Origin of the sequence: Streptomyces sp. NPDC090025 (assembly GCF_044748125.1) — a bacterium.
In the GTDB taxonomy this organism is placed as follows: Bacteria; Actinomycetota; Actinomycetes; order Streptomycetales; family Streptomycetaceae; genus Streptomyces.
The window spans coordinates 130,636-141,928 of the sequence record NZ_JBIVFL010000014.1; the positions used below are offsets into that span (position 1 = coordinate 130,636).

Below are 11,293 nucleotides of genomic sequence, written 5' to 3' on the forward strand. Positions count from 1 at the left end.
GCTCACACGACGGTCACGGGGTGCCGGACGACGGCGTTGAACAGATACCCCTGGGTGTTGTGCACGGCCCGCTCGGGCTGGGTGTTCCCGGCCGCGTCGGTGACCCGCGAGAGCAGGGTCGCGGGGCCTGCGGCGCGGGGCCGCCAGGTGGTGGTCCAGCGCACCCAGCCGCCGCGCGCGGGGCGGTCGAGGATCCGGGCGGGCCACCAGCGGGCGCCGTCGGCGGACACCTCGACCGTGCGCACCGGGGCGAGCGCGGACCACGCCCTGCCGTCGAGCCGGTGCCGCAGGCCGGCCTCCAGGGTGGCGCCGAAGGGCAGCTCGAAGGCGCTCTTGGGGGTCTGCGTGGTGATCGGCGCGCTGCCGCCGGGCGGGTGGGCGGCGCCGAACAGCCGGTAGTAGTCGGTGGACCAGGGCGAGGCGAGCGGGCTCCGGGAGACCTCGATGTCGCCGAGCCACTTGGTGGAGGCGATCCCGACCCAGGACGGCACGACGAGCCGCACCGGGTGGCCGTGGTCGTACGGCAGGGGCTCGCCGTTCATCTCGTACGCGACGATCACGTCGTCCATCGCCTTGGCGACCGGCAGCGGGCGGCGCACCCGGCCGAGGTTGACGCCGCCGGTGACGTACTCGTCGTCGAGTCCGCGCGGCTGGACGTCCACGGCGTCGGAGCTGATCCCGGCGCGTCGCAGCACGTCGGAGAGGCGGGCGCCGCGCCAGCGGGCGGCGCCGACCGCGCCGAGGGTCCACGCGGTGCCGCTGACCGGCTCGCCCTGCTGGGTGGTGTAGAGGGTGCGGCCGTTGCCGGCGCACTCGATCAGGGCCGTCCGGGTGACGGAGGGCAGATCGCGGAGCTGGCCGAGGGTGAACCGGACGGGGCGGCGGCCGTGCAGTCCGTCGCCGTGGACGGTGAGCCGCCAGTGGGTGGCGTCGAGGACCGGCGTGACGGTGTGGTTGCGGACGAAGAAGCGTGCGTTCGGGGTGCGCGCACCGGTGTCGCGGAAGGTCTCGAAGCGCGCCTCGGCGTTGGTGCCGCGCACCACGAACCACTCCGGCGGCACCGGCTTGACGATGCCGGGTGCCGGGTCGGGCAGCGGATCCGACGCGGGCGTGGGGGTGGGGGTGGCCGTGGTCGTGGCCGTGGCCGTGGTCGTCGCGGCGGCGGCCGGGAGGCCGACGGCGGAGAGCGCGGGAGCGGCGGCGAGCGCCTTGAGGACGGTGCGGCGGGCGGCGGACACGGCGGGTTCTCCTCGACGGTCGATGGCGGTGACGGTGGCGGTCGCAGTCGCGGTCGCGGTGGCGGTCGCGATGGCCGTGGCGGGTGGACGGGGACGGTGATCGGTCGGCGTCACCCTAGGTGCCGGAGGCGGGCGGGAACGGCCTGTTCACAAGGCTGTCATCGGAGACTCCGTCACCTCCGGGACGGATGGGGCGGATGGGGCGCCACTCCCCACGATGTCCAGATACTGAAACACAGGGTCTCACTATGCGAGTCAGCGGCGTACGGTGAGGGAAGTCGTCCACGCGTTCCATGCCCAGGCGAAGGAGCCTTGCCATGTCCTCTTCCGCGCCCCCGTCCGCCGCCGCGCAGGAGACCGCCACCTACACCCACGGGCACCACGAGTCCGTGCTGCGGTCGCACAGTTGGCGGACCGTCGAGAACTCAGCGGCCTATCTGATCCCCGAACTGCGCCCAGGGCAGCGGGTGCTGGACGTCGGCTGCGGGCCCGGCACGATCACGGCCGACCTGGCGGCCCTGGTCGCGCCGGACGGCGGGCGGGTGACGGCGGTCGACGCCGCCGAGGACGTCCTGACGAAGGCGCGCGCGGTCGCCGCCGAACGCGGCCTGGACAACGTGGAGTTCGCGGTGGCCGACGTCCACGCGCTTGACTTCCCCGACGACTCGTTCGACGTCGTCCACGCCCACCAGGTGCTGCAGCACGTGGGCGACCCGGTGCGGGCGCTGCGCGAGATGCGCCGGGTGTGCCGCCCCGGCGGTGTGGTGGCGGCCCGGGACAGCGACTACGCGGCCTTCACCTGGTTCCCCGAGGCGCCCGGCCTGGACCGCTGGCTGGAGCTGTACCGGCGGGTGGCCCGCGCCAACGGCGGCGAGCCGGACGCGGGTCGCCGCCTGCTGTCCTGGGCCCACCGGGCCGGATTCACCGACGTCACGGCGACGGCGGGCAGTTGGTGCTTCGCGTCCCCGGACGAGCGGGCGTGGTGGAGCGGCCTGTGGGCCGACCGGACGGTCGCGTCGGTGTACGCGGAGCTGGCCACCGAGGGCGGTCACGCGACGCGCGAGGAGCTGACCGGGATCGCCGAGGCGTGGCGGGACTGGGGCAAGGACGACGACGCGTGGTTCCTGGTGCCGCACGGCGAGGTGCTGTGCCGGGTCTGAGCGGCGCACGGAACACCGGACGCGGCGGACGCACCGAATCCGCCGAGCACGCGACACCTGGCGCCACGGGTCGGCGGACCCGTGGCGCCGGGCCGGTGCCTCAGCTCGGGCGCATCCGGAACTCGTAGGCGTCCGGCAGCGGTTCGTCGGTGATCCGGGCCCACAGCTCGCCCAGGTCCTCGGCGCCCTCCCGCAGGTCGGCCACCTCGAAGCCCGCGTCGAACACGGCGCGGGCCTCGGCCGTCCGGCCCTCCGCGAGCAGCAGCCGCGCCTCCAGGTACCGGAACGCGCCCCGCGCCCGCACCTCGTCGGGCAGCCGGGTGAACACGGCCCTGGCGTCGGCGGTGCGGCCGACACCGAGCAGCGCGGTCACCGTCTCACGGCCGAGGGCGCCGACGACCAGCACCCGGCCGGACGGACCGTCCGGGCCCAGGGAGTCGGACGCACGGGCCCCACGGGACTCCCGGGACGCCAGGGACTCGAACGCGGCGAAGGACTCGATGAAGCGTTCCGCCGCCCGCTCCGGATGCCCGCCCTCCAGTTCCGCCACCGCCAGGCAGTGGAGCAGCGGCCAGGGCTCGGCCGCGTTCTTCAGGCCGCGCTCCCAGCTCCGTACCGCCTGGGCCAGATCACCGGCGGCCCACTGGGCGACCCCCAGGTGGTACTCGGTCACCGGGTCGGCCGGGGCGGTCTCCAGCATGTCCCGCCAGGCGTCCGCGACCAGGGTCGGCCAGGGCGCGGCGCCCGGCGCGGGGGCGGGCAGGGCGCCCGTACGCCACAGCTCGACCCACGGCCGCTGCTCCGCGCCGAGCAGCTCGGCGTCGAACGGCGTGCCCGGCAACGCGTACCGCCCGCGCAGCACTTCGAGCGCGCCCCAGCCCGAGCCGGTCGCCAGCCGCTCCCCCGGCTCGGTGTCGGCGGCGGCGCGCCACTCCTGGTACGCCCGGTCGACCTCGGCGCGCGGCAGCGCCTCGGCGAGGGCCCGTTCGACGTCCGCGCGGGCCGCCGCCCAGTCGGTGCCGTGGGTCGCCCGGGGATCGGTGGCCAGCGGCCCGTACACCTCCAGCCAGGAGACCTCCTCGCCCGCCTCCAGGGTCGGGTGCTCCAGCTGGGTGCGGGCGAGTCCGGCCTGGATCTCGGCGTAGCCGGGGGTGCCGGGCTCGGTCAGCCACTCCTGCCAGCGCCGCCCGCCGCGCCCGGTGCCCCAGACGAAGAGCTTGCGGCCGACGAGGGTGTCGGTGGAGGTCTGGACGAGTCCGGCGCCCGTCTCGTCGAGGGCGGCGATCCAGCGGCGCTGCCCGTCGGGGAGCGCGTAGAACCAGTCGCCCGCGTGCGTGCTGCGCAGCGGGTAGGTGCGGTCGGTGCCGTCCTCGGTGGCCGGGACCGGCACCCGGCGCAGGGCGCGCTGGTAGCCGAAGTGCCAGGCGGTGTCGGCGGGCGCGAGGACCCGGCGGTCCTCGGGGACGGCGGTGTTGGACCACCAGTAGCAGGGCACCGCGCGCTCGTGCGGGTTGCGGACGCGGACGCCGACCCGCAGGTGCTCGGCGTCCGCCGGGAGCCACAGGTCGACCTGGAACGGCAGGTCGCGCAGCCGCTCCCACTCCCACAGGCGGAGCATCTCGCCGCCGTCGGGGGCGGGGACGACGGCGGCGTGCAGCGGGGCGCAGGAGAGGGTGGTGTGGCCGCGGGCGCCGATGTTCCACTCGATGCCGCCGGAGAACCAGGCCCCGTTGAGCGCGAAGGCGGCGGGCTGCAGCACCGGGTTGGTGTAGAGCAGTTCGCGTCCGGTGGGCTTGTGCAGGATCGAGTGGATCCGGCCGCCGAGGCCGGGCAGCACGGTGACCCGCAGCCGGTCGTTCTCGATCTCGACGGTGTCGAGGGCGGTGGGGGTGCGCTCGCGCCCGTAGCCGTCGCGGACCGGGGTGGGCAGCAGGGTGCGCAGCGGGGCGTGCCCGAGCTGCCGGGCCATGTCGCGGGGCAGGCCGGGCCGGTCCCGTTCGTCGACCGAGGGGGTTCCGGGCCCACCGAGGTGGCGCAGCGCCGGCAGCGGGTTGTCCGGGCCCAACGGCGCCGCGGGCAGGGTCAGTACGGCACGTCGTACGGTCGTCATGTCGACCATGGAACACGGCGGAACCACCGCTGGCCAGGGGGTGGACAACGCCCCGGGGCGGCTTGACCGGGAAATTCCGTTGCGGGTTCCACCGGTCGGCCTAGAGGGTGTCTTGTCGGTCGGGCCGGATCAGCGAGCGGGGTCCTGGGGTCCTGGCTCCAAGGCGGAGGAGGGAGACATGGCGGAGCCATGGCGACCGACGACAACGCGGGAGAGAGGGCTCCAGGGCGCCGGGAGCCCGGCACGATCGGCAAGACACCCTCTTAGGCTGGTTGCTTTGTCAGAGGTTGATTCGGAATGCGACGAGGAAGAGTGCGGAGGTCGCGGGCATGGGCACGCAGCACACCTACCGGGTGATCGTGCGGGGTACGTTCGACGGGCTGTCGGAGGAGAGCAGGGAGCGGCTGCTCGGTGAGGTCGACGCGCACGGGATGGACGCGATGCGCTTCACCGAGGAGGGCTCGCTCGCCTACGACCGGAATCTGAAGCACTTCTCGTACCGGCTGATCGTCCTGTCGGACGCGGAGGACGGCGACGAGATGGCGGGCGCGCTCGCGGAGGACCGGGTGGAGCGGGCGCTGCGCGCGCTCGGGCACGGCTTCGCGGGCCTGAAGTCCAAGGTCACCGACATGGACGCGATGAAGATCAACTACAAGCGCTGAGCGGGCGGGCGCTGACCGACGGGGGGGGCGGCTCCCGACAGGCGGGGGCGCGGACCACCAGGGGCTCGGACCACCAGGGGCTCGGACCACCGGGGGCTCGGACCACCGGGGGCTCGGACTACCGGGGGCTCGCCAGCTCCGGGTGGCGGTCGGCGGTGGTCGCCCAGCGTTCGTGGTCCCGCCAGGCGCCGCCGATGAACAGCATGGCGGGCGAGAACCCTTCGAGCCGGAACCCGGCGCGCCGGACCAGGGCGCGGCTCGCGGCGTTGCCCGGCTGGATGTTGGCCTCCAGGCGATGCAGTTCCAGCGGTCCGAAGGCGTGGCCGAGCAGCAGATCGAGCGCCTCGCCGGTCAGGCCGCGCCCGGCGGCGTGCGCGAACGCGCCGTACCCGAGCGCCCCGGACAGGAACGCGCCGCGCACGATGTTGTTGATGTTGATGAATCCGGCGATGCCGCCGCCGTCCCGCTCGCAGAACAGGAACCCGGCGCGGGTCCGGTCGACGATCAGCGGCCGCGCGTAGTCCCGGTACGCCTCGGGCGTCTGCGGCGGATAGAGCCAGGGCTCGTGCAGCTCCCGGCTCTCCCGGGCCCGCGCGGCGAACTCCTCGGCGTCGTCGAGGGAGAACGGCCGCAGCCCGACCCGGGGGCCGGTGGCCAGATAGGGACCAAGATCGCCAGACATGGGGTCAGGGTACGGGGCGGTCCCGGTGGATCACTCTCAGGACTCGGTCGCGGGCGCGGCAGCCATGGCGGCACGGTCGGATGCGCTGCGCAGCACGCAGAAGTTGTTCCCCTCCGGGTCGGCCAGGACGGCCCAGCCCGCGCCGTCGGGCTCCCGGCGGTCCGCCACCAGGGTCGCGCCGAGCCCGAGCAGCCGCTCGACCTCCGCCTCCCGAGTGGTCGTCGGGCGCAGGCACAGGTGCATGCGGTTGGTGAACTCCTTGGGCTCGGCCACCTGGCTGAAGTACAGGACCGGGCCGCCGTCCGGCACCATGACGGCCGTCTCCCGCGCGCCGGGCACGGCGTCGGGGTCGAGCGGCGCGCCGGTCACCTCGCTCCAGAAACTCGCGAGCCGGAAGGCGTCGGCACACTCGATCGCCACGTTCTGCACCACGGAGACCATGCGGGCGATCCTGCCGGAGCGGCGGAGGCGGCACCACCGCTTTCCTGGGCGGTACGGGGCGGGGCCCGGGTCACGCCGGTACGGCCCGGGCCTCGACGGGGCGGGGCCCGGCCCGTACCCGGGGCGGGACGGCCCGGGCATCGCTGACGTACGGCCCGTGCCCCGGGTGTCGCAGAGGTACGGCCCCGGGCTCAGCGGCGGGCGGCCGTGACCCTCGGCGGGCACTCCTCGCCCTTGCGGACGACCCCGAGGACCACCCGGCCGCGGGCCGCTCTCGGCGCGCCGGGGGCGGGGTACTGGGTGCAGACCCACCAGTTCGGCGGCCACAGCACCCGGCGGTCGGCGCCGCTGACGTCGTGGACGTCGAGCCGGGTGAAGGGTTCGAGGGCGGTGAAGACCCGCCACAGACGGCGGCCGAGGAACTCCGGCATGGGCCGGGCGATGGTCCCGTCCGGGGCGCCGAGGGCGCGGGCGTCCGGGCCGTCGGCCGTACGCGGCTGCGCCTCGGTCGAGCTGACCGCCACCGCCGCGAGCGCGAGCGCCGCCCCCGCGCCGAGCAGCGTGGCCCGCCTCACTTGCGCCTCCGGGCGGCGGCGTAGTACCCGCAGATCGCGCCGAGGATGGCGGTCGCGAGCAGCGCCAGGTACAGCGGCATGGAGACCTCGGGGATCAGCAGTCTGATCCGGACCTCGCGGGTGTTCTCGAAGATGAAGACGAGCGTGAGGATCGCGAGCGCGACGATCGCGATCCGGCCCGGGGTGAAGGCTCCCGCCCGGCCCTTGCCCGTGCTCGATGTGTCCTTGGGGCTCATCGCCGGCCTCTCCTCCGTCGTCCGTCCCCCCAGGATGGGCCGATCCGCCCGGTTCGGCTCGCGGTGGCGGGCCCGTACGAGTGACTTGTCAGACAAGGTGGGCCGACTACGGTGGGTTCCGACAGACCCCATCCCGGGCGCGCCCGCGCCCGGAGCCCCGCCAGGAGGACCGAGCCGTGGCAGCCGACGGACAGCGCGGACAGCAGCGGCGGCCCGTCGTCGCGCTCTACGAGCGGATCGCGGACGCCATCCACGACGGCACCTATCCGCCGGGCTCCACCCTGCCCTCCGAGCCGAAGCTCGCGGGCGAACTCGGCGTGAGCCGCCCGGCGCTGCGCGAGGCACTGCTGCTGCTCCAGGAGGACGGGCTGCTGTCGGTGCGGCGCGGGGTCGGCCGTACGGTCAACGCGCATCCGCCCCGGCGCGGATTCGAGCAGGTGCGGCCGCTGGAGGAACTGCTCGGGACCGACGCACCGCTGCGGGTGCGGGCACTGCTGCGCAGTGTCGAGGAGCCCACCGACTTCACCACCCAGCACCTGCTGGCCCCGGCCGGGGCCGAACTGCGGTTCTGGGAGTCCGTGCTGGTCGGGGCGGCCGGGGCGGTGGTGCTCAGCCATGAGTGGGCGGCACCCGAGGAGGTGCTCGGGCGGGTGCATCCGGCGTTCGCGGAGGCGCTGCGGACGGCGGCGGGCGGGCCCGCGGGCCCGGCCCCGGCCCTGTCGACCCCCTCGCCCGCGCCCGCACCCGCGCCCGCCTCCGTGTCGATGCTGGCGGTGCTCGCCGGGGCGTCGCGCGGGCTGTCGCTCGCGGCGCACAGCGCGGTGACGGCGACGCTGCTCGGGCGGCGCCGCGGCGAGCAGTTGGGCCGGTCGGCGGAGACTCCGGCGGTGCTCGTGACGCAGGTGGTGCGGGTGGCGGACACCCCCGTACTGGCGGCCAAGCACATGCTGCCGACGGGCGCGCCCGCGCTCCCGGTGCTGCAGTCGAACTGAGCGCCGCCCGGCGCCCGCACGCACGCCCCTGCTCCCGCCCGGCGCCGCGTCCGGGGCCGCGTCCGGGGCCGCGTCCGGGGCTGTCGCCGAGGTCACACCGGCGGGCCCGCCCGAGTGGCGTACACTTCCCGGCCATGCACTTGTCTGACAACCCTGCCGCCGCCTCTGCCGCCGCTTCTGTCCCCACCGCCGCCCCCGCCGTCGCCCCCGCCGTCGCCGAGTGGATCCGGCGGGCGCCGAAGGCCGTTCTGCACGACCACCTGGACGGCGGGCTGCGCCCGGCCACGATCGTGGAGCTCGCGCGCGCCACCGGCTACACCGGGCTGCCCACCGAGGACCCGGCCGAGCTGGCGGTCTGGTTCCGGGACGCCGCCGACTCCGGTTCCCTGGAGCGGTACCTGGAGACGTTCGCCCACACCTGCGCGGTGATGCAGACGCGTGAGGCGCTGACGCGGATCGCGGCCGAGTGCGCCGAGGACCTGGCCGCCGACGGGGTCGTCTACGCCGAGATCCGGTACGCGCCCGAGCAGCACCTGGACGGCGGGCTGACCCTCGACGAGGTCGTCGAGGCCGTGAACGACGGCTTCCGTGAGGGCGAGCGCCGCTCGGGCGGCCGGATCACCGTCCGCACCCTGCTGACCGGGATGCGGCACACCGACCGCTCCCTGGAGATCGCCCGGCTGACCGTGGCCCACCGGGACAACGGGGTCGCGGGCTTCGACATCGCGGGCGGCGAGATCGGCAACCCGCCGGCCCGTCACCTGCCCGCCTTCCAGCACCTCAAGCGGGAGAACTGCCACTTCACCATCCACGCGGGCGAGGCCGTCGGCGCGGAGTCGATCCACGAGGCCGTGCAGGTGTGCGGCTCGGAGCGGATCGGGCACGGGGTGCGGATCACCGACGACATCGCCGAGGACGGCACGCTCGGTCATCTCGCCTCCTACGTGCGGGACAACCGGATCGCCCTGGAGGTCTGCCCGACCTCCAACCTCCAGACGGGCGCCGCGAAGGACTACGCCTCGCACCCGATCGACGAGCTGCGCCGCCTCGGTTTCCGGATCACCCTGAACACCGACAACCGGCTGGTCTCCGGCACCACCATGAGCGAGGAGTTCCAGCACATGGTGGACGCCTTCGGCTACGGCCCCGAGGTCTTCGAGGAGTTCACGGTCGCCGCCCTTGAGGCCGCGTTCCTGCCGCTGCCGGAGCGGCGGCGGCTGATCGACGAGCTGGTCCGCCCGGGGTACGCGGCGCTCACCGCGTAGTACGAGGGTTCACTCCACCCGCCCCTGGACCAGGGGCAGTTCCAGCGTCCCCGTGGATTCGGGGGCGCTGGTGACGGTGACGGGCCTGATCCCGCGGTTGCCCAGGTAGGCGGTGTCGCTCGCGGCGACGACGAACTCCAGGCGGTGGCCGGTCTCGTAGCGGTGGACGATGGCGGGGAGTTCGACGGTGAAGGGGCGACTGACGTCCGGCACCCTGACCGGTGCGACGAGCCGGTTGACCAGGGTCCTGGTGCCGTCCGGGGCGACGTCGTACAGCTTGGCGAAGAGCACGAGCTTGTCGGCGGCGTCGCCCGAGCCCTGGACGCGCTCGGTCCTGGGCGAGTCCACCTTCAGGGTCGCCCGGGGCGCGCCGACCAGGTCGGCGGGGGCGGTGAGCGGGGCGCTGCGCCAGCCGAGGTAGGTGCCGGCGAGGTCGTACGGCTGGGGGTCGGGCAGTCCGATCATCCCGGCGAGCGAGGACTCGGAGTGGCTGGTGGGGACGAGCCAGTTGGCGTACGAGCGGGAGCCGCGGGCGACCTTGGCGCGGTTGTCGACGAGTTTGCCGTCGCCGGAGAGGTAGAGCCGCTGGCTGAGCGCGGGCACCTGGTCGGCGGTGCCGTAGCCGGTCTGCCAGTCGCGGAAGTAGGCGAAGGCGGGGCCGAGGTCGGCGGCGCGGTCGTCACGGAGGTAGCGGTCGAACCAGCCGAGCACCCGGCGGCCGACGTAGCTCTCCTCCAGGTTGCCCTGGGCGAGGTCGAGTTCGCCGGGGCGCTGGCCGCCGCTGTGGCCCCAGGACTGCCAGATCATCCGGGTGTCGACGCCCCGGCGGCTGAGCTGGTCGTAGCTGCGGCGGGCCTCGTTGAGGTTGAACAGGCTGTCGGACTGGCCCTGTACGAACAGGGTCGGGGCCTTGACCCGGTCGAGGTAGGAGACCGGGGAGACGCTGCGGGCGTAGGCGAGCATCCGGTCGGTGGCGGCCTCGGGGTAGCTGCCGGAGTTGAGCAGCCGGATGGTGTCGCAGGCGTCGGTGACGAAGTGCAGGCAGCGAAGGGAGTTGAAGCGGCTGGGGTCGAGCGAGGGCACGAGCAGCGGCTGGCCCTCGCCCATCAGGTAGAAGCCGTTCGCCCACTGCCACTTGAAGACGCCGGGGGTGGCGCGGTCGGCGTTGTTGGGGGCGAGCGAGTAGGCGAGGTCGTTCCAGGTGATGAGCGGCACGAGCGCGTCGAGGCGGCTGTCGGTGGCGGCGGTGGCGAGCTGGACGGCGCCGCCGTAGGAGCCGCCGATCATGCCGACGCGCGGGTCGCCGGGGGCGTCGAGGGTGACGAAGTCGGCGCGGGTGCCGTCGTCGGCGGCCTGGGTGCCGCCGAGGAAGTCGAGGAGGCGGGCGGCGGCCTGACCGTCGATGTCCGGGTCGTCGAGCGAGATCAGGCAGCCGGTCTTGCCGAAGCCGAGCCCGGAGTAGACGAGTGCGACGTAGCCGCGGGAGGCGAGGGCCTTGCCGATGGCGTCGGTGGAGCCGTCGCTCTTGCTGCCGCCGAAGCCGTTGGTGGCGAGCACGGCGGGCGCCGGGTGCCCGGCGTCGACCCCGGCGGGCCGGTACAGATCGGCGTCGACCGTGCAACTCCGCTCCCCCGCCCGCACGTTGAAGCGCAGCGGGGTCACGCTGTACGCCCCCGTTCCGGCGGCCTGGTCGGCCCCCTGCGCGGGAGCGGCGAACGCGAGCGGCGCGGCGAACACGGCCCCGGCGGTGAGCACGACTGCCTTGCGGGTACGGGCACGGGTACGAGCATGGGCACGGGACACGAGGACCTCCACACCGAGGACACACGAACGGCCTACCTACCGGTAGGTACGGGATCGGGCTCATGGTGTGACACGTGTCAGAGTTCCGTCAACGCGCCGGACAGAGGTTGTTGACGGAGATTCAGTGAA

General features: G+C 74.5%; 11 protein-coding genes. 4 read left to right on the plus strand and 7 right to left on the minus strand.

Annotated elements, in window-relative coordinates; translation table 11 throughout:
* Positions 1 to 2: 2 nt before the first annotated feature.
* On the minus strand, positions 3 to 1,238 hold the full coding sequence (locus ACIPXM_RS27820; RefSeq protein ID WP_401660728.1) for a sulfite oxidase: 1,236 nt from the start codon (positions 1,236 to 1,238) through the stop codon (positions 3 to 5).
* Between the two features lie 317 nt (positions 1,239 to 1,555).
* Here ACIPXM_RS27820 and ACIPXM_RS27825 point away from each other — a divergent pair, with 317 nt between their 5' ends.
* The gene (locus ACIPXM_RS27825; RefSeq protein ID WP_401660731.1) at positions 1,556 to 2,398 is read left to right on the plus strand and encodes a methyltransferase domain-containing protein; all 843 of its coding nucleotides are present in this window, start codon (positions 1,556 to 1,558) and stop codon (positions 2,396 to 2,398) included.
* 100 nt (positions 2,399 to 2,498) lie between these two features.
* Here ACIPXM_RS27825 and ACIPXM_RS27830 read toward each other — a convergent pair whose 3' ends face one another.
* Positions 2,499 to 4,508, minus strand: coding sequence for a DUF5107 domain-containing protein (locus ACIPXM_RS27830; protein ID WP_401660734.1), 2,010 nt, complete (start codon positions 4,506 to 4,508; stop codon positions 2,499 to 2,501).
* Positions 4,509 to 4,837: 329 nt separating this feature from the next.
* On the opposite strand from ACIPXM_RS27830, the gene ACIPXM_RS27835 reads away from it, so the two are divergent.
* Positions 4,838 to 5,170 carry a DUF6204 family protein gene (locus tag ACIPXM_RS27835; RefSeq protein ID WP_401660737.1) on the plus strand — a complete coding sequence of 111 codons (333 nt, stop codon included), beginning with the start codon at positions 4,838 to 4,840 and terminating at the stop codon, positions 5,168 to 5,170.
* Between the two features lie 118 nt (positions 5,171 to 5,288).
* On the opposite strand, the gene ACIPXM_RS27840 is transcribed toward ACIPXM_RS27835, so the two are convergent.
* The 4 genes from ACIPXM_RS27840 to ACIPXM_RS27855 form a co-directional block, all read right to left on the minus strand.
* Positions 5,289 to 5,852, minus strand: coding sequence for a GNAT family N-acetyltransferase (locus ACIPXM_RS27840; protein ID WP_401660739.1), 564 nt, complete (start codon positions 5,850 to 5,852; stop codon positions 5,289 to 5,291).
* Positions 5,853 to 5,888: 36 nt separating this feature from the next.
* Positions 5,889 to 6,293 carry a VOC family protein gene (locus tag ACIPXM_RS27845; RefSeq protein ID WP_401660742.1) on the minus strand — a complete coding sequence of 135 codons (405 nt, stop codon included), beginning with the start codon at positions 6,291 to 6,293 and terminating at the stop codon, positions 5,889 to 5,891.
* 191 nt (positions 6,294 to 6,484) lie between these two features.
* The gene (locus ACIPXM_RS27850; RefSeq protein ID WP_401660744.1) at positions 6,485 to 6,868 is read right to left on the minus strand and encodes a hypothetical protein; all 384 of its coding nucleotides are present in this window, start codon (positions 6,866 to 6,868) and stop codon (positions 6,485 to 6,487) included.
* A complete protein-coding gene (locus ACIPXM_RS27855; RefSeq protein ID WP_401660746.1) occupies positions 6,865 to 7,104 on the minus strand; it encodes a lipopolysaccharide assembly protein LapA domain-containing protein in 240 nt (79 codons plus the stop codon). Before ACIPXM_RS27855 ends, ACIPXM_RS27850 begins: the two co-directional genes overlap by 4 nt.
* A gap of 176 nt (positions 7,105 to 7,280) precedes the next feature.
* On the opposite strand from ACIPXM_RS27855, the gene ACIPXM_RS27860 reads away from it, so the two are divergent.
* Positions 7,281 to 8,096 carry a GntR family transcriptional regulator gene (locus ACIPXM_RS27860; protein WP_401660748.1) on the plus strand — a complete coding sequence of 272 codons (816 nt, stop codon included), beginning with the start codon at positions 7,281 to 7,283 and terminating at the stop codon, positions 8,094 to 8,096.
* Positions 8,097 to 8,230: 134 nt separating this feature from the next.
* Positions 8,231 to 9,361, plus strand: a complete 1,131-nt coding sequence (locus tag ACIPXM_RS27865; protein WP_401660751.1) for an adenosine deaminase — start codon at positions 8,231 to 8,233, stop codon at positions 9,359 to 9,361.
* Positions 9,362 to 9,370: 9 nt separating this feature from the next.
* Here ACIPXM_RS27865 and ACIPXM_RS27870 read toward each other — a convergent pair whose 3' ends face one another.
* The gene (locus tag ACIPXM_RS27870; RefSeq protein WP_401660754.1) at positions 9,371 to 11,176 is read right to left on the minus strand and encodes a CocE/NonD family hydrolase; all 1,806 of its coding nucleotides are present in this window, start codon (positions 11,174 to 11,176) and stop codon (positions 9,371 to 9,373) included.
* Between the last annotated feature and the right edge of the window lie 117 nt (positions 11,177 to 11,293).

Excerpts from the sequence above, each read along its gene's own strand:
- ACIPXM_RS27830 (WP_401660734.1), bottom strand. The coding sequence starts at position 4,508 with ATGACGACCGTACGACGTGCCGTACTGACCCTGCCCGCGGCGCCGTTG.
- ACIPXM_RS27840 (WP_401660739.1), bottom strand. The coding sequence starts at position 5,852 with ATGTCTGGCGATCTTGGTCCCTATCTGGCCACCGGCCCCCGGGTCGGG.
- ACIPXM_RS27865 (WP_401660751.1), top strand. The coding sequence starts at position 8,231 with ATGCACTTGTCTGACAACCCTGCCGCCGCCTCTGCCGCCGCTTCTGTC.
- ACIPXM_RS27855 (WP_401660746.1), bottom strand. The coding sequence starts at position 7,104 with ATGAGCCCCAAGGACACATCGAGCACGGGCAAGGGCCGGGCGGGAGCC.
- ACIPXM_RS27845 (WP_401660742.1), bottom strand. The coding sequence starts at position 6,293 with ATGGTCTCCGTGGTGCAGAACGTGGCGATCGAGTGTGCCGACGCCTTC.
- ACIPXM_RS27835 (WP_401660737.1), top strand. The coding sequence starts at position 4,838 with ATGGGCACGCAGCACACCTACCGGGTGATCGTGCGGGGTACGTTCGAC.
- ACIPXM_RS27825 (WP_401660731.1), top strand. The coding sequence starts at position 1,556 with ATGTCCTCTTCCGCGCCCCCGTCCGCCGCCGCGCAGGAGACCGCCACC.